This window comes from Agrobacterium sp. LR_9 (assembly GCF_041954855.1).
GTDB lineage: Bacteria > Pseudomonadota > Alphaproteobacteria > Rhizobiales > Rhizobiaceae > Agrobacterium > Agrobacterium leguminum.
Genome location: NZ_JAVAYA010000027.1, coordinates 32527 through 50838 on the forward strand (window position 1 = coordinate 32527; position 18312 = coordinate 50838).

At 59.9% G+C, this 18312-nt stretch carries 17 protein-coding genes; 3 read left to right on the plus strand and 14 right to left on the minus strand.

The window, feature by feature from the left end:
- Window positions 1-205: 205 nt before the first annotated feature.
- Window positions 206-1363 carry a class C beta-lactamase gene (gene ampC, locus RAC79_RS22325; RefSeq protein ID WP_374997546.1) on the minus strand — a complete coding sequence of 386 codons (1158 nt, stop codon included), beginning with the start codon at window positions 1361-1363 and terminating at the stop codon, window positions 206-208.
- A gap of 133 nt (window positions 1364-1496) precedes the next feature.
- Here ampC and gcvA point away from each other — a divergent pair, with 133 nt between their 5' ends.
- Window positions 1497-2378 (plus strand): transcriptional regulator GcvA, encoded by an 882-nt coding sequence (gene gcvA, locus RAC79_RS22330; RefSeq protein ID WP_142844508.1) that lies wholly within the window; start codon window positions 1497-1499, stop codon window positions 2376-2378.
- A 3-nt stretch (window positions 2379-2381) separates the two neighbouring features.
- On the opposite strand, the gene chrA is transcribed toward gcvA, so the two are convergent.
- The 5 genes from chrA to RAC79_RS22355 all read right to left on the minus strand — a co-directional run bounded on the left by chrA (window position 2382) and on the right by RAC79_RS22355 (window position 7987).
- Entirely contained in the window at window positions 2382-3590 is a 1209-nt protein-coding gene (gene chrA / locus RAC79_RS22335) for a chromate efflux transporter (RefSeq protein WP_142844624.1), read from the minus strand.
- Between the two features lie 184 nt (window positions 3591-3774).
- Window positions 3775-4257, minus strand: a complete 483-nt coding sequence (locus RAC79_RS22340) for a hypothetical protein (protein WP_065656048.1) — start codon at window positions 4255-4257, stop codon at window positions 3775-3777.
- Window positions 4258-4393: 136 nt separating this feature from the next.
- On the minus strand, window positions 4394-4936 hold the full coding sequence (locus RAC79_RS22345) for a hypothetical protein (protein WP_374997547.1): 543 nt from the start codon (window positions 4934-4936) through the stop codon (window positions 4394-4396).
- Between the two features lie 221 nt (window positions 4937-5157).
- A complete protein-coding gene (locus RAC79_RS22350; RefSeq protein ID WP_374997548.1) occupies window positions 5158-7026 on the minus strand; it encodes a tyrosyl-tRNA deacylase in 1869 nt (622 codons plus the stop codon).
- Window positions 7027-7084: 58 nt separating this feature from the next.
- A complete protein-coding gene (locus tag RAC79_RS22355; protein ID WP_374997549.1) occupies window positions 7085-7987 on the minus strand; it encodes a hypothetical protein in 903 nt (300 codons plus the stop codon).
- 573 nt (window positions 7988-8560) lie between these two features.
- Between RAC79_RS22355 and RAC79_RS22360 the strand changes: the two genes are divergently transcribed.
- Entirely contained in the window at window positions 8561-9454 is an 894-nt protein-coding gene (locus tag RAC79_RS22360) for a hypothetical protein (protein WP_374997550.1), read from the plus strand.
- On the opposite strand, the gene RAC79_RS22365 is transcribed toward RAC79_RS22360, so the two are convergent.
- From RAC79_RS22365 to RAC79_RS22390, 6 genes are all read right to left on the minus strand, one after another.
- Window positions 9346-10149, minus strand: coding sequence for an aspartate/glutamate racemase family protein (locus RAC79_RS22365; RefSeq protein ID WP_374997551.1), 804 nt, complete (start codon window positions 10147-10149; stop codon window positions 9346-9348). The two genes, RAC79_RS22360 and RAC79_RS22365, sit on opposite strands and share 109 nt — an antisense overlap.
- Before the next feature lie 11 nt (window positions 10150-10160).
- Window positions 10161-10979: an ABC transporter permease gene (locus RAC79_RS22370; RefSeq protein WP_374997552.1), complete on the minus strand. Its 819-nt coding sequence runs from the start codon at window positions 10977-10979 to the stop codon at window positions 10161-10163.
- 4 nt (window positions 10980-10983) lie between these two features.
- Window positions 10984-11895 carry an ABC transporter permease gene (locus RAC79_RS22375; RefSeq protein ID WP_125146407.1) on the minus strand — a complete coding sequence of 304 codons (912 nt, stop codon included), beginning with the start codon at window positions 11893-11895 and terminating at the stop codon, window positions 10984-10986.
- Window positions 11896-11964: 69 nt separating this feature from the next.
- The gene (locus RAC79_RS22380) at window positions 11965-13254 is read right to left on the minus strand and encodes a PotD/PotF family extracellular solute-binding protein (RefSeq protein WP_374997553.1); all 1290 of its coding nucleotides are present in this window, start codon (window positions 13252-13254) and stop codon (window positions 11965-11967) included.
- A 29-nt stretch (window positions 13255-13283) separates the two neighbouring features.
- Entirely contained in the window at window positions 13284-14369 is a 1086-nt protein-coding gene (locus tag RAC79_RS22385; protein WP_174039795.1) for an ABC transporter ATP-binding protein, read from the minus strand.
- Window positions 14370-14551: 182 nt separating this feature from the next.
- The gene (locus RAC79_RS22390; RefSeq protein ID WP_174039796.1) at window positions 14552-15532 is read right to left on the minus strand and encodes a 3'-5' exonuclease; all 981 of its coding nucleotides are present in this window, start codon (window positions 15530-15532) and stop codon (window positions 14552-14554) included.
- 191 nt (window positions 15533-15723) lie between these two features.
- Here RAC79_RS22390 and RAC79_RS22395 point away from each other — a divergent pair, with 191 nt between their 5' ends.
- Window positions 15724-16626, plus strand: a complete 903-nt coding sequence (locus RAC79_RS22395; protein WP_080857150.1) for a hypothetical protein — start codon at window positions 15724-15726, stop codon at window positions 16624-16626.
- Between the two features lie 36 nt (window positions 16627-16662).
- On the opposite strand, the gene RAC79_RS22400 is transcribed toward RAC79_RS22395, so the two are convergent.
- Together RAC79_RS22400 and RAC79_RS22405 are read right to left on the minus strand one after the other, a co-directional pair.
- A complete protein-coding gene (locus RAC79_RS22400; RefSeq protein WP_174039797.1) occupies window positions 16663-17076 on the minus strand; it encodes a hypothetical protein in 414 nt (137 codons plus the stop codon).
- Window positions 17077-17249: 173 nt separating this feature from the next.
- Window positions 17250-18143, minus strand: coding sequence for a transglycosylase SLT domain-containing protein (locus RAC79_RS22405; protein WP_174039798.1), 894 nt, complete (start codon window positions 18141-18143; stop codon window positions 17250-17252).
- Between the last annotated feature and the right edge of the window lie 169 nt (window positions 18144-18312).

Sequence of the window (18312 nt, forward strand, 5' to 3'; positions counted from 1 at the left end):
CGGTTTCAGTTCGTCGCCGTGCAAAAGATTTGCTTTTTATGATTTGCGCCCGCCTCCGGAGATCGAATCGGCAGCCGATGCATCTTTTCTCCGTTAGCGCGATCGGCTGCACCTGTCATCGGCAACGGACCGTTTCCCACCGTTACGCATTCCGGCGCGGAACAATCAGCTCCCGCGCCGGTAAAATGATACCAGATCGACGGTATTAGCGCGCTTTTTCAAGCGCCGTCAGAATCTCATAGGCCGCCGAAACCCGCTCCTCATTGGGGTAGTTTTTATTGGCCAGAATGACGATGCCCAATTTCTGCTTTGGTATGAACGCCACATAAGCGCCAAAACCATTGGTGGAGCCGGTCTTGTTGATGAAGACATCCTGGCGCGGCTTCATGGGCGGCGAGATTTCGGAGACCGGAACAGTCTTGAGCAGGGCACCGGAATTCAGCTCTCGCAATGTCTTCAGCGGTGCGGGATGGGTATATTGCTCCCAGACCATGTCCTGCGTCATTGCGCCGACGCTGAAATATCCCGTATGGGTGTTGGTGAGCGCCTGCTGGATTTTTCCGTCCAGCTTTTCCAGTCCCATATTCGCATTGACGAAACGGATCATATCCTCCGCTGTCGATTTGACGCCGTAGGCTTCCGAAGAGAGAACGGCGGGTGTCACGCGGGCGGGCTCGCCCGTTCGCTTATAGCCCTGCGCGTAATCGGCCATCTTTGCCTCAGGCACCACGGTAAAGGTGTTCTTCAAGCCCAGAGCGGGAAAGAGCGTATCTTTCATGGCGTCATCGAAGCTTTGGCCCATGGCCTTTGCGGTGATGTATCCGAGCATTCCGATGCTGGGATTGGCATAAGTTCTGTGTGTTCCGGGCTTGTATGAGGGTTTCCAGGCCTTGAGATAGGCCAGCAACTGCTGCTCCGTCTTGACGTTATCCGGCACCTGCAACGGAAAGCCGCCGGCGGTGTGGGTGCCGAGTTGCATCAGCGTGACATCACCGAAGGGCTTGCCTTTCATGGAGGGAAGATAATTTTCCACCTTGCTCGAGAGCGAAAGCCGGCCATTCATTTCGGCATAGGTGCTGAGGGTGACCGTGAAAGTCTTGGAGATGGAGCCGAGTTCGAAAAGCGTCTGCGCCGTCACCTGCTGGCCCGAGCTTTTGGACATGACGCCATAGGTGAAGATGTGGCTTTCGCCATCGACACTGATACCAACGGCAAGGCCCGGAATGCCGTTTTTCTCCATGACCGGTTTGATCGCTGCATCCGTTATCGCTTTCAGCTTCGCATCATCGGCGGCGAGCGCCTGCGTGAACAGGCCCGTCGAAAGCAAAGTGGCCAGTGCGATATGTCTGCGATTAAGTTTCATCTTTCGCGTTCTCCAAAACCTAGGGTGGATTTTCAGCCCGTGGGCCGTTCCCAGCGAAAGACGTTTAACCGGCCTACATTGCACGAACAAATCATGATATCTCGGAGAAGACACAAGAAAATCTAGGTCTCGAATGGTTCGGCAATTTCTTCCCCTGAACGGCTTACGGGCTTTTGAGGCATCGGCGCGGCACCTGAGCTTCACCCGCGCGGCCATCGAATTATGTGTGACGCAGGCGGCTGTGAGCCAGCAGGTGAAAGGGCTGGAAAAGCGACTTGGCGTTTCGCTTTTTCAGCGGCTTCCGCGCGGCCTGAAGATTACCGCCGAAGGCGAGGCCCTGCTGCCGACGGTGACAAGTTCCTTCGACCAGATGGCGACGACGCTCGACCGGATCGAGGCCGGTCAGGTGCGCGAACTGCTGTTTCTGGGTGTTGTGGGAACCTTTGCCGTGGGCTGGCTGCTGCCCCGGCTGAAGGCGTTTCAGAAGCAGCATCCCTTCATCGATGTCAGGGTTTCCACCAATAATAACCGGGTGGATATGGCGGCTGAAGGGCTGGATTTCGCCATTCGTTTCGGCCAGGGCTCCTGGCATGGCACGGATGCCTTTCGGTTATTCGAGGCGCCTCTCTCCCCGCTCTGCACGCCGAAACTGGCAGAGACACTGAAAACGCCCGCTGATCTGATGGAAGCGACGCTGCTGCGCAGCTACAGGGCCGATGAATGGAGCAACTGGTTTGCCGCGGCCGGCGTGACGCCCGCCGCGCAGGTGAATGCCGGCATTGTTTTCGATACGTCTCTGGGCATGATGGAGGCCGCCCTGCAGGGGCTGGGCGTGGCGCTGGCGCCGCCATCGATGTTTTCGCGGCATCTCGCCTCCGGCGCGATCATCCAGCCTTTTCCGGTTACCATTTCGCTCGGAAGCTATTGGCTGACCCGGCTGCAATCGAAACCGCCGACACCCGCCATGCAGGCCTTTTCCGACTGGATGTTCAATAGCATAGGCTCTGCGGAATAAGGCCTATGCCAGGGCGAGCAGAACGCCGCCGGCCGCGCAGAGGACCACCACGGCCCATGGCGGGCTTTTCCAGATCGTCAACAGGATGAAGCCAGTGAGCGCCAGGGTGAAATCCTTCGGGGTGAAGATGGCGCTTGTCCAGACCGGATCATAAAGCGCTGCGCCCAAAATGCCGACGACAGCGGCATTTGCGCCGCGCATGGCAGCCTGCGCCAAAAGGTGCTTGCGGAACCCTTCCCAGAAGGGCAGCGCGCCGACGAGTAGCAACATGCCGGGCAGGAAGATCGCGACAAGGGCGATAGCCGCACCTGCAACGCCGTTGGGCTGTGGCCCTGCCACCGCACCGAGATAGGCGGCGAAGGTGAAGAGCGGGCCGGGCACGGCCTGGGTTGCGCCATATCCGGCGATGAAGGCATCTTCCGTAACCCAGCCCGTGGCGACGACTTCCGATTGCAGCAGCGGGAGCACCACGTGCCCGCCACCGAAAACCAACGCGCCGGCGCGATAAAAGGCATCGAACAAGGAGAGGCCCTGTGACGCCGCGACCGCCGCAAGCAGCGGCAGGAGGCCAAGAAGCAGGGCAAAGGTGGCGAGCGCAATGTATCCCGCACTTTTTGGCACCCGGAAGGCGAGATGGGTGGCCTGCCGCGCGGCATCGGCGCGACACAAGGCAAGCCCGGCGAGCGCGCCGACGGCAAGCGCCAGGATCTGCCCGAAGGCGCCGGCGACAAACACGACGCAGACGATGCCGGCAAGCGCGATGCTGGCCCGCTCACGATCCGGCGCAAGGCCTTTTGCCATGCCCCAGACCGCCTGCGCCACGACGGCGACGGCGACGATTTTCAGCCCATGCAGGAGGCCGGTGCCGACTGGCCCTTCGATGGAGGCGGCGACCATGGCGAAGAAAAACAGGAGAATGGCGGATGGCAGGGTAAAGGCCGTCCAGGCCGCCAGCGCACCGAGCGGGCCTGCCCGCAGCAGCCCGAGCGCAAACCCCACCTGGCTGGAGGCCGGGCCGGGAAGAAACTGGCACAGCGCCACAAGATCGGCATAACCGGCCTCGTCGATCCATTTGCGCCGCACGACCAGTTCATCGCGAAAATAACCGAGATGCGCGATGGGGCCGCCGAAGGAGGTGACGCCAAGCTTCAGGAAAGCTGCGAAAACTTCGTTGGGCGTTCCCTGTTTGTGGCTGTCAGCTTCAGTGGGCATTGCCTGTGTTGACGACTTCACGAAAGAACTCCCTGCGTGCAACGACTGTTCGTCAACACTATCGGCCTCAAAACGATTTCGGTATCAGACACTATTACGACAGGGATATGAAGAGGCTGGCAGTGGCGACGCCGGAAAGTTAGCAAACTTCCCGGCGTCGTTTGGCGATTATCCGGCGAAGGGCCTATCGCTCGGTGGGCAACAATGCGGTGAAGTGCGAAATCCAGCCATTTTCATCGGTGCCGCCGGAAAAGCCCGTCGCATCCCAGATGATGTGATGCCGGTTGCTGCCGTTGTGGATGGTCACCGCGGCGGCGATGGGGGTTGGGGATCGCCATGAGAAGTTTTGGTTGGCGCCCGGCGCGAGGTGGCTGAGCGATTCAAGCTGGACATCGTCGAGGAACAGGACAGTGCTCATCTGGGTCTCATAGAGATATTCCCATCGCGCCTGCGCCAGCCCATTCGCTGCCGCAACGAGAAGATTGCTCTCGCCGACGGGATCGGCCAGGGCCGCCAGGCGCCAGGCGGCGAAAATATTCGCGATATCCCCGCCGCTGAGCCCGAGACTTGAGAGGAACTCGATGGTTTGATCATTGCCGAAAGCATTATATCCTGCTTCACCGAAGGGCCGGATATGCTTGACGACGAAATTGCCAAGAAGTGGCATGTGTATCTCCTTTTGGACATGGACCACCTGTTCCCGGACGTTGGCGTGCAGGATAGCATGGTGGGATCTGTGGTTGATTGGGCGCCGGATAAATCCGGCAATAGATGGAAATGCGGCCGGTGTTCGGCTTTGCGGCTTAGCCGAAGGTGATGGCGACGCGGGCCGGCATGGCCAAAAACGCCTGCAGGCCGAGCCGCGTTCTGGCACCGCCCTGCCCGGCTGGCCATGGATCGAGGATATGAAGTTCCAGATCCTTGCCATTCACGGTGTAGCCATAGACGAGGTAATAGTGGTACTCCGTTCCGATCACGAAGACGCGGTTGTTATCGATCTCGTGTCTGACGATATCGGCCGTCAGGCCATTGACGAAGTGGCCGCCGGTCGTTTCGTGATCGAAGGCGTTCCACTGGCTGGAAACCAGCTGGACGATATTGCTGTTCTGGTTGGCGCCGGCCTGTTCATTGATGCCGCCGGTTTGATCCAGAACCTCCGCCAGTTCCCAGCGCTCGCGAACCTCGGGATCGACGGTGGCGAGTGCTGCGGTGTTGCGCCTTGCAATGACGTATTGCGTCGCCGCGGGAAGTCCATAATAGGCCCGCACCATCTGTTCGACGGCGGCAAAGCACCAGGCGGGGGTTAGCTGGGGCACCAGGGCGGGAGGGTTTTTGACTGTTGGCATGGTCTTCTCCTTGTTGAAAATGACGGGGTACGGGTTACAGCCGGATGCCCGTCGTTGATTACATCTGCCGGGTGTTGAGGTCTGGGTGGTGTTGGCCGTCCTGCCGGCATCTGCGCCGGCAGGACATTGCCCATGATCCCATGCCCGAGGGGACGTGTTCGGCCGGGATCATGGAGACGCTTCCTGTCGGGCCGGGACAGGAGCGACAGGCTCTTAAGGGATCAGGCAGTTTTGCTGAGGTCCTGACGATAGGCCTGCAACGACGCGATTTTTGCGTCCGCGGCAGCCTCGCGTTCGGCGACGATGGCTGAGAGCTTCTCCGCGACACCCGCCAGATAGGCCGGCAGATTGGCACTGTCGATATATCCGCCCTGCAACTTGTTGAGCTTCGACCATCCTTCGGCAAAGCTGCGGTTGAAGCGGTCGGAGACGATCACCACCGCGTGCCACTGGGCGGTTTGCCTGACGAAGAACTCGTCGACGGAGCGGATGAGCTGCGCAAAGCGGTTCTTTCGCAGCGTCTCCTGCCCGGCGACATTTTCGATGCCGGTGATCTGACGCTGTGCATCATCTGCAACCGCCTGCATGAAATCGGCGAAGCCTTTGAAGAAGAAGGCGATTTCTTCAACGATTTCCTTCATGCGTTTCAGCGCGGAAATGCTGACGTTGAGCGATTGCACCGCAAGCTTGATCTTGTCATCCTCGGCCTGCTTTCCCTTCAGCAGGGCATTGATCCTGATGAGCTCGGCCGCCTGGGTACGGCGTTCCTTCTCATAGGCCTCCGCCTTGTCGATCATCTGCATCTGGATTTCGCGCAGGCTGGCCGCCTGTTGCTGCTGCTCTTCGGAGAGCTTGCCCAGCCCCTTGTCCAAAGCATCGAGCGAAGCCTGCAGGCTGGAAATAACCGTTTGCTGAGCGGCGATCTTTTCTTCCTGCGCCTTGAGTTCCGCGGCACGTGCTGCCAGACGTTTGTCGAGTTCGGCAAGCTCGATGGCCTTGCTCGATTTGGGGTCCGCGCTCTCCGCGTCCTGCGCAAGCTTCGCCTTGGCGTCCTCGAGCGACTTGACATCCCCCTTCAGAGCGTCGCGTTTTTCCTCGCTCTTGCGAAGCTCGGCTTTCTTTTCGGAAAGCTCGCTCTGCTTGGCGGCCGCATCGGCCTTGCTTCCGCCGCCTGACGGGGTGCGGGAGCCGCCGCCCTGCCCCTGCCCGTCTGCATCCTGCCCGGCCTTGGACTGTCCCGAAAGCGCGCCGCCAACCGACGAGGCCAGCATGGAGGCAGGACCGCCCGCCACCATGGCGATGGCGGGAATTGCGCTTGAAATCATCTGCGCGCCGACGCGGACGATCGACATGACAAAAGCACGCTGCTCGGCCGTATTGGCCCGCTGCTCATATTCCCGGGCCTTCTTTTCGAATGTCGCAACCTGTTCCTTGAGATCGTTGACAAGCGATTCAAGCTGTTCCCGCCGTGCGTCCGCCTCGCGGATTTCCCGTTCCATCACGGCTTTATCGGCGAGGCGTTTGCTCAAGGCCGTTTCGCTCATATCCGTGGTTTGCGCCGTGTCCCTGATGATGGCGTCATAGGTCGCAGCAAGAGCAAGAAGCTCGTCTCGAACGCTGAGCGCCCTATCCCGGATATTCGTTGCGAGCTTTATCAGATCGTTGGAGACAAATGCCTTGATTTCGGCCTGATCGTTTTCTTCCCTGACATCGAGCCAGTCCGGGAAAAGATCCGCGATGGACAGGCCGATGCGGGTAGCCGCCTCCATCGCGTTCTTCATGACTATTTCGCTTTTCTGCTGCGACGTAATCAGCCTGTTCATGATAGCGCTGATGCGGACGCGAATATCGCCGTTTTCCTGCGGCGTGGTGTTATAGGCGATGTAAAGCAGATCGATCGCATTGTCGGTGTCGCGCTTGGCGCGCTCGACATCATAGGTTCCCTGGATCTTATCGACATAAGACCGGACAAGCGCCGTATCAGACTTGGGAAGGCTGAAATTCGGTTGCGAAACGATCGCATCGACGCCGGCATCGATTGCGCTGTTGATCTGGGCGGTCCGGCTTTCGAAAGTCACGACATTGTTCATTTTCATGCTCCTGTTGATGGGTGGTTACGGAGAGTCATTTTTTTGGGGGAGTGATCGTTCACGATCCGCATTGTTTCTTCGCGTCGTCCGGCAGTCCGGCCTCGGTGGAGGAAATGAACTGCGGCACGTCTTTGGTCAGGCCGTCGATCTCGGCGGACAGCCGCGTAACCTGACGTATTTTCGCGTCGTCAGGATTGACCTCGCTCGCTTCCTTCAGTGCGCTGGTGAAGTTGCCGACCTGAATGTTGAAGTCTTGAACCTTGACGTTGATGGTGGAGATCGCCGCTTTGAGCCTGGTGATCTGCTCCTCCAGAGTTTTCACCGCCTTCTGGTTTTCCGCGTGGCTCTGCTGTGCCGCCGCAAGCTGGCGGCGATTGTTTTCGAGCTGGTTGCGAACGCCTTCAAGAGCCGCCCGGGCATTGTCCAGCCGTGGCTGCGCGGTCCGGTATTCCCGCTCCGCATCATTCATCCAGCCCAGCGCCTTCACCGCGGCGTCACCGGCCTGGCAAATTCCCGGCAGGAAGAAGAGGACGCCGCTGCATATTTTTACTCGCTTGGCCTGCTCGTCCCTTTCCTTCCGGGCTTTTTCGAAGGTGGCCTGGCGCGCCTTGACGTTCTCGTTTTCGGACTGAACCAGCTCCTCATAGCCCTTCACGCTGGTTTCGGACTGCACCACCTGCCGCTCCAGCTCGATCTGCAGGTACATGGCCTCCCCCAGCGCCTTCTCGCGGTCGGCGCTGAGCTGCTGTTGCGCCGTCAGATGGTCCATCAGGCACACGGATCGGCGGCCGAGCAGCTCGCGGCTCGCTTCCGCCTGTTCCAGTTTCGACTTGAAAGCCGCCGTCTGCTCGACGGTGAGGGTGGCCGCGTTCGCAATGGCCGGCTGGCCCATGGACGGGATATCGAATTGCATTGCGAAGGCCGCAAGGCCGGCAAAAACAACGTGTTTAAGTTGCATCATTTTAACCTCCTCTGGAGAATTGGGGATGAATAAAAGGCATGACGGGCTCCATGCGCCGCCCGGCATCGCTGCCGACCGTGCCGGAGACATGGCAGTAACATTCGGATATCAGGCGCTTTCGGACGCATCGTCTGCAACGTCGTCAAGACCTAAAAAGCAACCATCAAAGATTGCATTCCGGGAAAATGGACGAAAGATTCCACATCCGACGCTTCATTAAATTATGCAATAAAAACAGCATATAACGCTATTGTCAGCGTTACTCCCGCAAACCGTTTCAAAAGGGAACACATTTTTACGCGCCCCTTAACATTCAATTTATGAGAGTATTTTTTAATACCGCTCAACGGGGCCTCGGGGGAGTGCAACAAAATGCACGCATCTTACGGAGGGGAACCTTCCGGCTGTCACGACTGCCCTGCACGGCCGTTGTCAGCGAACAGAACTCACGTTTTCGAATTCGCCATAAAGTAGCGATGCGCAAAAAACCACGGGAGAAAGGTATCCGGAAAAGCAGGCGCCCCAGCTTCAAAGACGCACCCGAGGAGGGACTTCGCCCGGCCTCGGCCGGACATGCTTCGAGAGAGGCTGGACCTACTTGCGAACCGAATCCTGAACGACGATGCCTTTGGTGATGCCGTCGCCTATCTTTGCACCCACCTATCGAACGCCTTCAAACAGGAGCAGCGCCTCGTCCGTGCACTCGGAGACTTCGGCGCATTCGCCACCGTCATGTGCGCCGTGGGCATCGCATCGGTCCATGGCGGGCAATTTACGCTGGCGGCGGTTCAGGCCGTCGTCGTTCCACCCGGCTGGGCATCCAGCCGCAGGACACGCGCCTTGATCGACTGGCTGGAACTGGAAAATACCGCGCAGCGTCACCCACCCGGCGGCGACAACCGTGAGCGGCCATGGTCGCTAAATGGCTGGATTATTTCGGCAATCGAGACGCTTGCCAGCACCTATTGCGTCGCGGCCTCGCCATGGCAAACCCTCCCGGCGACGGAGACGCCTGCGGAGGAAGCCATCGGAACGGGCGCGCTGATCGACGGTGTGAGCTGGTTTCTGCGGCACGCGCAGGATTTGCCTTGTCTCTCAGAGGAAATGCGGATGTTCCTTGGGCATGCGCCTGGTTTCCTGATCCTGTTGGACCTGCTGTCCGCCGCGAAGACAGACGCGTGCGATGCGACGGGTTGCGTGTTCTCCCGCAAGGCGACGGCGCGCGCCTATGGGGTCAGTCGCGCTCATGTAACGGCCATACTCGCCAGGGCCGAGCGTTTGAACATCTTGCAAAGAAACGGACCCAGAATAGTTCTGAGCGATCTCGCATTGCAGAACGTCCAGCGCGATCTGGCCTATCAGCTCGCCTTCGTCGTTTTATGGGCGGAAGCGGTGAGACCGTCTCCGCCGTCTGCCGATGCCCCGGAGAGCCTGTCCGGCCGGAATGGCTCCAGCAATCCGCGATAGGGCTTGGCAAGCGGGGTGGCATAAGCGCCGCGCTTGGCGGTGGACAACCCCATGGACACCAGCGATTCCGCCTGCTTGACGGCCGCGGCGACGCCATCGACGACCGGCACGCCGAACTCATCGCGCAGTTCGGCGGCAAGGTCCGCCATGCCGGCGCAACCGAGCACGATCGCCTCCGCCCTGTCCTCTTTCAGGGCCAGCGAGATTTCCGCGCGCAGCCTTTCACGGGCGTTCGAGGCGGGATCTTCCAGCGACAAAACCGGAATATCGGCGGCGCGCACATTGCAGCGGGCGGACATGCCATAACGGTGGACAAGGTGTTCCAACGGCAGCCGCGAGCGTTCCATCGTCGTGACGATGGTGAATTTCTGGGCGATGAAGGCGGTGGCGGAGACCGCCGCCTCGCAGATGCCGATAACGGGAATATCGGCGAGAGCCCGGGCGGCATCGAGCCCGGTATCGTCGAAACAGGCGATGATCGCCGCGTCGGCTCCAAGCGCCGGCGCCTTTGCCAGCTCCAGCAGCAGGCCGGGCACGGCGAAAACCTCGTCGTAATAACCTTCGATGGAGACAGGCCCCATGGAAGAGGTTACGGCCATTATGTCCGTATCGCGGCCAGCTATCCGCGTCGCGGCGTCGGCGATGGTCGCGGTCATGGATTGCGTTGTGTTGGGATTGATGACGAGAATGCGCATTTTACGTTTCTTTATCCGCGTGAATGGCGGCGATTGAGCGTGACGATCAGGCCGAGCGTGGCCGCGATCACCAGGAAGGAAAACAGGGTTGTAACAGCACCGAGCGCATAAAGCACCGGCGTCGTGACATTGGTGGTCATGCCGTAGATTTCCAGCGGCAGCGTGTTGTAGGTGCCTGACGTCATCAATGTGCGGGCAAACTCGTCATAAGAAAGCGTGAAGCCGAAGAGGCCGACGCCGATCAGGCTCGGCGCGATCATCGGCAGCACCACATGGGCGAAGGTCTGCCAGGAGGATGCGCCGAGATCCCGGGCCGCTTCCTCATAGGACGGCGAAAAGCGGTTGAAGACGGCCAGCATGATGAGCACGCCGAAAGGCAGCGTCCAGGTGAGATGCGCGCCGAAGGCCGATGTATACCATGACGGCTCCAGCCCGAGCTGCTGGAACAGAACGCCGATGCCGAGCGAAATGATGATCGACGGCACCACGAGGCTTGCGACCGACAGATAGAACAACGGCGTCGCCCCGATGAATTTGCGCCGGAAGGCAAGGCCCGCCAGCAGCGAGACCAGCACGGTAACGGCCATGACCATCAGGCCAAGAGCGAAGGAGCGGCGGAAGGAGCCGCCGAAATCGCCGACGGCCTGCTGTTCGAAGAGATTGCCGAACCAGTGCAGCGAAACGCCGTTCAGCGGGAAAGTCAGCCCGCCATTCGGCCCCTGAAAGGCGAGGATGAGGATGGCCGACAGCGGACCGTAAAGAAACAGCACGAAGAGGGCGAAAAAGAAGGCGAGGATGTAGAATTGGCGGCCGCGTTTTTCCTGATGCATTGGATCAAAGCTCCTTGCGGATATCGACGATGCGCAGGATGCCCGCGACCATCAGAAGAACGAGGATGAGCAGGATGACGGCGTTCGCAGCGGCGGCCGGATATTGCAGCAGCGACATCTGGTTCTTCATCATCAGCGCCACCGAGGCGCTCTGGCCGCCGGACATGACCTGAACCGTGGAGAAATCCGCCATGACCAGCGTCACGACGAAGATGCTGCCGATGGCCATGCCGGGCTTGGCAAGCGGAATGATGACGTTGGTGAGCGTCTGCCATCCCGTCGCCCCGGCGTCACGCGCCGCCTCGATCAGCGATTTATCGATGCGCATCAGCGTGTTGAAGATCGGCGTGACCATGAACAGCGTATAAAGATGCACCATGGCCAGCACCACGGCGAAATCCGAATAAAGCAGCCATTCGATCGGCTCGGGAATGATGCCGGTGCCGATCAATGCGCTGTTGACGAGGCCGTTTCGCCCAAGCACCGGAATCCAGGAAATCATGCGGATGATATTCGACGTCAGGAAGGGCACGGTGCAGACGAGGAAGAGCACCATCTGCATGGTGGTGGTGCGGATGTGGAAGGCGAGGAAATAGGCGATCCAGAAACCGCAGAACAGCGTGATCACCCAGACCATGGCGGCATATTTCAGGGTGTTAAGATAGGTCTGCCATGTGACCCAGGAGCCGAGCGTTTCCAGATAGTTGAACGTCACGAAATCCGGATACATCTGGGCGAAATCGTAATCCCAGAAGCTGACGACGGCGATCATGAGGATCGGCAGAGCCAGGAAAAAGCCGAGGATCAGGAAAAGCGGGGCAGCTTGGACATAGGAGACGAGCTTTTGCGGCAGCGCGAAACTGCGGGGCGGCGTGTCCTTTTTGTCGCTGACGCCGATGAGTCTGACCGTCACCATCATGAAGCCTTTCGCTGTTTATGGGCAGGAACCGGCGGCATTGGCCGCCGGCGCCGTCTTTTCAGGACATCAGGCCGCGATGAATTCGTTCCAGCGGCGAACCATGTAGCGGTCTTCATCCATAACGGAGTTCCAGCACGCGACCTTGCCCATGCGCTCCTCGAAGGAGCCGCCATCGCGCACCGCGCCGGCCTTTTCCATGACCTTGCCGTCGGGCGCGATGATATCGCCCTGCGCCGGCTTGCCTTCGACCCAGTAGCCCCACTCGTCGGCGCTCATGTGTTCCTTGGCCGTTTCCATGGCGGCGGAATAATAGCCCTGACGGTTGAGGTAAGCGCCGACCCAGCCGGAAGTGTACCAGTTGATATATTCATAGGCCGCATCGCGTTTCGCGCCCGAAAGATGCTTCGCAAGGCCAAGACCGCCGCCCCAGGAACGATAGCCTTCCTTCAGCGGCTGGTATTTGCAGGCGATGCCCTTGGAACGGACCGCCGCAACGGCGGGCGACCACATGGACTGGATGATGACTTCGCCCGAGGCCATGAGGTTGACGCTTTCGTCGAAGCTCTTCCAGAAGGCGCGGAACTGGCCGTCCTTCTTGGCCTTGATGAGGAAGTCGATGGTCTTGTCGATCTCCTCCTTGGTCATGTTGCCCTTGTCGGCATATTTGATGTTGCCCATGGCTTCCATGATCATCGCCGCATCCATGATGCCGATGGAGGGGATGTTGAGAATGGAGGTCTTGCCCTTGAACTTCGGGTCCATGATATCGGCCCAGCTGGAGATATCGCGGCCGACGAGATCGGGGCGAATGCCGAGCGTATCGGCATTGTAGATGGTCGGAACCATGGTGAAAAAATCGGTCTCGCCCTTGGCGAACTTCTTGTCGCCGGGCTTTTCGACGAAACCGACGGTGTGCGGGGCCGTGCCCTGCGCCACGACGCTGTCCGGCTTCAGCTTGCCGTTTTTGAACAGCGGCACGATCTTGTCGTAATATTTCAGCTTCTTGATTTCCATCGGCTGGATAACGCCGGCCGGATAGACCTTCTTCAGGATCCAGTATTCGATATCGGCGATATCGTAGGAATTCGGCTGGGTGACGGCGCGCTGGGCGGCAGCATCCGAATCCGTTGCCGTCATTTCGAGCGTGATGCCGAGATCGGCCTTGCACTTTTCGGCAATGGCGTTGAGGTTCGACACGCCGGTGCCGAACTGGCGGATGGTGATCGGGTTCTGCGCCCAGATGGTCGGGAAGCCGGTGATGAGGCCGGAGCCGATCGCCGCACCCGTGGCGGCAGCGCCCGCCTTCAGGAGGCCGCGGCGGGACAGGCCCTTTTTGCTGTTGGTGGTATCGGTCATTTCAAAGTTCTCCTCTGGTTATTTTTGGGTCACTTCTCTACCCGGCCGAGCACGATGGCATCGGCCGCATTCCATGAAAGCGGTATGGCATCACCGGCCTTGACCGGATTTTCGAAAAAGGCGGCATCGCTGAGGATGACGTTGAAATCCTCGATGCCAGCGCCGGTGACGGCGATCTTCACGCTTGCGCCGCGATATTCGACATTCGAGACGATGCCGGTGAAACCGAGGCCCGGCTGATCCGCCTCGCCGACGCGCACGCGGTCGGTGCGCACGGCGATATCGACCGCGCCGTCATCCGGGGCGACGCCGCTTGCCGTAAAAGTGCCGCCGCCCGCCACTTCGAGCGTGACGAAATCATCCGTTTTTTCCCGGTAACGCCCGGAAATGACATTGTGGTCGCCCATGAAGCGGGCAACGAAGGCGGTGGCGGGACGCTCGAACACCTCGCGCGGGGTGGCGGCCTGTTCGATGCGGCCGTCATTCATGACGACGATGATATCGGCCAGCGCCATGGCCTCTTCCTGGCTGTGGGTGACGTGGACGAAGGTGATGCCGAGCGAGGTCTGAAGCTTCTTCAGCTCGGCGCGCATGCGCATCTTGAGAAACGGATCGAGCGCCGAAAGCGGCTCGTCCAGCAGCAGCGCCTCGGGATCGGTAATCAGCGCACGCGCCAGCGCCACGCGCTGTTGCTGGCCGCCGGAAAGCTGGGCCGGCCGGCGGCTGGCATAGGGTTCGAGCTGCATCAGCCGCAGCATTTCGAGCGCCTTCGCCCGGCGGGTTTCCTTGTCCACGCCCTTCATCTTGAGGCTGAAAGCGACATTGTCGACGAGATCGAGATGCGGAAACAGCGCATAGGACTGGAACATCATCGCCGTGCCGCGCCGGGCGGGCGGCAGATCGGTGACGACTGTATTGCCTAGCCGGACATCGCCGTTGGATATGCTTTCGTGGCCGGCAATCATCCGCAATGTCGAGGTCTTGCCGCAGCCCGACGGGCCAAGCAGGCAGCAATAGCTCCCGGCGGGAATCTTGAGGCTTATCGCATGCACGGCGGTGGTGTTGCCGTAAATCTTGGATACGGACGCGATGTCGATTGCTGCGGCTTTGCTCATAAACACTCTCCTGCGACGTCTTTGTCATGCAGGAGGCGTGCCAATCGGCTTAGCCATTGATGTAAAATGATATTTTTTTGCGCTTCGGAGACCCGTGCGCGGACCTGCCCAATTTTACAGCGATTGTTTTCGATTCATTGCAGAAATTGTATGCAATCTGAAAGCCCAAAATGCCCCGCGCTTCACCCGGCCCTGAACCGGTCGAAAGCGGTGAGATATTTGACCGTCGGATCGGCGTCCCAGCGGTAGATTTCGGTCCGCAGGAAATGCAGCTCCTCTTCGAGCTTTTCCTCCGGCAGCTCCACCCACCAGGATTTCGGCCGGCCATCGGAGCCGTCCGACCAGCGATAGCCGCGCTTTTTCAGATGATCCTTCATGTCGAACGGGCTGTTTTCCGCGTAGAGGCGCACCCTTGAGCGCCGGCTCGCGTCATGGAGTTCGGCAAAGGGCGTGCTGCTCTGGCCGGGGCGCGTCTGCTCCAGCACTTCCAGCAGCGCGAAACAATCGTCCACCGCGCGATGGCCATCGTGGAAATAGCCGGATTGGCCGATCAGATAACCGAGCTTGTTGCCCTCGAAACCACGCGTGCGCCAGTCTATTTCCGAAACGGAGCAGGCCCATGCCTTGTCGCGGAAGATCGGCGAGAAGGCCTCGCAAAAGGGACGGTCGAAACCGGCATTGTGGGCGATGATCAGATCGGCATGGGCAACGAGGGAGGTCAGCCGGTCCATGTCTATCGACTGTCCCGCGACCATCTCGTCGGTGATCCCGGTCAGACGGGTGATTTCTTCGGGAATGGCGATACCTGGCTGCCGCAACCCGCCATAAATGCCGGTGACATCGCCGATTGTGGCGTTATCGTCGAATGTGAAGGTGATGACGCCGATTTCGATGATCTCATCGGTGCGATGGTCGAGACCCGTCGTTTCCGTATCGAGGATCACACCCTGACGGGCAAATTCCGGCCTTGGCTGATCGACGACCGCGCGCGGCTGCAGCCGGCGCAGGACACGATAATTGCCGGTGGATTGAAGATATGCGGCAAGGGCCTCATCGTCCGTACCGGTCTTTTGGGCCGTTTCGCGACCACCGGCTTTTCGCCCTCTTTCAGCCTGCGGAAGCCGCGCTGCCGCGGGTGCGAAAAAATCCAACTGGGAGGTCATTATGCGCCTGTCCGCCTTGCCCGGAAATCAAGATTGAGTATCCCAACATATGCGCACAGGCTCACAGTAACAACAGCGGTCGCTCTCATCCACAGAAACGGCATATCTCACGGGGTACAGTTAAGGGTTGCGGCTTCAATTTACGATGGTAAAAAAAGCGCACCGTTCCCGTGTTTCAGGAGAGAAGAAGAATGCCGCTTCCATCGCCTTCCAACCCGAAAACGCTCGCTGACCAGAGCCGGCTAAAACTGTTTCCGCTGCAAAGCGGGCCGCATTTCGCCAATGCAGGCCTTACCAACGGGGCAAGCGGCATTGTCTTTACGGGCTATACGCGCGATGCGAGCCCCGACAATGAAGCCTTCTCCTGCTGCGGCAGTTACACCCTGCGCAATTCCGTGCACGCCGCGATTGCCGGCACGACAAGCGACAATTGCACGGTCTTTGCCCTGAAGAGCATCATCAACCAGCGCCCTTGCCTGGCGGTCGGGAAGTTCGACCCGGATGGCAAGCCGCTGGCATTGTCGACGTCGGAATTCGAAGAGGTCACCAAACCCCTGTTCCAGTTCGCGGACAAGGTTTCGCCGATCCTCGGCAGCGAACCGGCGCCGGGCATCCAGATCCGCAGCGGCGACGCCTCCTATAATTATCAGGTGGACGCACGCAGCGGCCGCTTCCGCTTCACCTATAAGGATGCCATGAACGGCGGTCGTTTCGGACCTTCGGCCGATGGCAATTTTTCCCTGGAACATGACGGCCATCGCCTCGCCAGAATAAGCGCCGGCGGCAGCTATAGCAGCTCGGACAATTCGATTGCCGCCTCGGCCTATCGCGACCTCGAATCCCGCGGTTTCGAAACGACGGTGCGCAGCGGCCAGGCTTCCGCCATGTTCGGAAGAACCTACACGGAAAACGCCATTACCCGCAAAATCGGCGTCGGTTACGGCGACACCTCGTTCCGGCGCGAGGATACGCCGGGAGGAACGATCAAGGAAACCCTTGGGCACAAGATGGATAAGGTCACGCTCGAAGTCTCCCGCACGCGCGACCGGGCGAAGGGCACCGAATATATGCTGACGATCAAGATGGAGCTTTGAGGCTTCGGGAAGCGGAGCGGCCGCGACAGCAGTTCCTCAGGAGGCCTGGCTGTCGAGAAGGTTCTCGCAATTGGCCGGATTGCCGATGATCTCGCTTGTCCTGATGATGGAGGCGGCATCTGCGGTTATCTTGATGATGCAGTCGCGGCGATGCTCCTTGATCTTCATGCCCTCGGTTTCCGAGACCTGCGCCTGCCCGTCTACGGTCTTGACTTCGCGCCTGTTGCTGAGACCGGCATAGGTCTCCCTATCGACTTTCAGCCAGTAGGATTCGGTGTCGCCGTTCTCGATGATGACCTTGTTCGGGCGGCCGAGTCGGGCGATTGCGGCCTCGCGCGGTTGCCCCACGAAACCGGCGACAGTGCGGGAAATCTCCGTCTCGCCGGCGCTGGTGCACGCCGCAACGACGACCAGCACGGTCGCCAGACATCCTCTTTCAAGCCATCTCATTTCCAGATCATTCCCTACAAAACCTCGCCGGCCGCGGTTCTCGGCCGGCGTCCGGGGGCAAATCTAGGCACGATCATTTTGCACGGAAAGATGGAACGGCCGTAAAGCCGATCAACTTGTTATGACCAGCCCTGTCGCGGGAAGACGATTTACTGGTCCGGCGCGCGCCGTTTTCACCTGTTGCGGAACACGGTGCAGGGAACGCCAGCGCGCCGGATATCGCCACAAAGCGCATTCGCTTCGGCTCTGGTCTCCCGGCCGATGCGGGCGGCATAACGCGGCCGCGAACCGAAATTTCCGCCCCGCTGGCGCACGATCAAAGCCCGCTCGGCATTCAGCGGCTCCGAAAGCTGCAGGATCGCCCGGGTGAAAAGCCGGTTGGCCACGGCCGGATTATAATGCGCCGCAAGCTGCACGCCCCAGGGCGCCCAGTCGGCCGATGCAATGAGAACGGGATCGTTCATGGTGCGGGTGTCGGCGAGACGCACGCAGGCATCGAGGAAGGAACGGTTGTCATCCAGCGCCGGCGCCGCCTTTTCTGGCGGATTGTCCTTCCATGTCTCCACCGGATAACCGGTGATCGCAAACACATAATCGCGGGTTTCGGTGGGCAGGCGGCCGTTGGCGATGAAGTTTCGCAAGCCCGCCTCCCCCGCATTGTAAGCTGCGGCGGCAAGGCCGAAATTGCCGAACTGCACATTCAATTCGGAGAGATAACGGGAAGACGCCTCAAGCGCGGCGATGATGTTGAAACTGTCTTCGAGTCCGCGCAACCGGGCCGTTCCCGGCATGAACTGGGCGATGCCCTCCGCCCCCTTCGGACTGACCGCATTGGGCCGGAACAGGCTTTCCCGCCAGATCAGCCGGGCGAAATAATCCGGCGGAACGGCATGGCGGGCGGCGAGCACCTCAATGGCATGGCAAAGATCATTATTGTAACTGCCTGCATTGATGCACAGGTCCGGCGCGACATCATGGCTATAGGCGCAGGCGGCTTTTTTCCCGGCGGGCTCTTCGGCTTGCGCCGCGCCGAAGGCTGCGGTCAGCAGACACAGGGCAAGAGCCATGCGGCTTGTCGATATCCCTGCCAAGCGAAAGCCCCCGAAAACTCCAGACACGATGTGCCGATTATCGGCCAATCCGGAAGATATGCCCAGCTTTCCGGCTTGTCATCACGTATCGAACACCGAATGGACGGGCGTGATCGGATGGGAAGGCAAGTCGAGCCAATCACGC

Coding starts and splice junctions, on each gene's coding strand:
- ampC (WP_374997546.1), bottom strand. CDS start 1,363: ATGAAACTTAATCGCAGACATATCGCACTGGCCACTTTGCTTTCGACG.
- gcvA (WP_142844508.1), top strand. CDS start 1,497: ATGGTTCGGCAATTTCTTCCCCTGAACGGCTTACGGGCTTTTGAGGCA.
- chrA (WP_142844624.1), bottom strand. CDS start 3,590: ATGCCCACTGAAGCTGACAGCCACAAACAGGGAACGCCCAACGAAGTT.
- RAC79_RS22340 (WP_065656048.1), bottom strand. CDS start 4,257: ATGCCACTTCTTGGCAATTTCGTCGTCAAGCATATCCGGCCCTTCGGT.
- RAC79_RS22345 (WP_374997547.1), bottom strand. CDS start 4,936: ATGCCAACAGTCAAAAACCCTCCCGCCCTGGTGCCCCAGCTAACCCCC.
- RAC79_RS22350 (WP_374997548.1), bottom strand. CDS start 7,026: ATGAACAATGTCGTGACTTTCGAAAGCCGGACCGCCCAGATCAACAGC.
- RAC79_RS22355 (WP_374997549.1), bottom strand. CDS start 7,987: ATGATGCAACTTAAACACGTTGTTTTTGCCGGCCTTGCGGCCTTCGCA.
- RAC79_RS22360 (WP_374997550.1), top strand. CDS start 8,561: ATGCTTCGAGAGAGGCTGGACCTACTTGCGAACCGAATCCTGAACGAC.
- RAC79_RS22365 (WP_374997551.1), bottom strand. CDS start 10,149: ATGCGCATTCTCGTCATCAATCCCAACACAACGCAATCCATGACCGCG.
- RAC79_RS22370 (WP_374997552.1), bottom strand. CDS start 10,979: ATGCATCAGGAAAAACGCGGCCGCCAATTCTACATCCTCGCCTTCTTT.
- RAC79_RS22375 (WP_125146407.1), bottom strand. CDS start 11,895: ATGGTGACGGTCAGACTCATCGGCGTCAGCGACAAAAAGGACACGCCG.
- RAC79_RS22380 (WP_374997553.1), bottom strand. CDS start 13,254: ATGACCGATACCACCAACAGCAAAAAGGGCCTGTCCCGCCGCGGCCTC.
- RAC79_RS22385 (WP_174039795.1), bottom strand. CDS start 14,369: ATGAGCAAAGCCGCAGCAATCGACATCGCGTCCGTATCCAAGATTTAC.
- RAC79_RS22390 (WP_174039796.1), bottom strand. CDS start 15,532: ATGACCTCCCAGTTGGATTTTTTCGCACCCGCGGCAGCGCGGCTTCCG.
- RAC79_RS22395 (WP_080857150.1), top strand. CDS start 15,724: ATGCCGCTTCCATCGCCTTCCAACCCGAAAACGCTCGCTGACCAGAGC.
- RAC79_RS22400 (WP_174039797.1), bottom strand. CDS start 17,076: ATGAGATGGCTTGAAAGAGGATGTCTGGCGACCGTGCTGGTCGTCGTT.
- RAC79_RS22405 (WP_174039798.1), bottom strand. CDS start 18,143: ATGGCTCTTGCCCTGTGTCTGCTGACCGCAGCCTTCGGCGCGGCGCAA.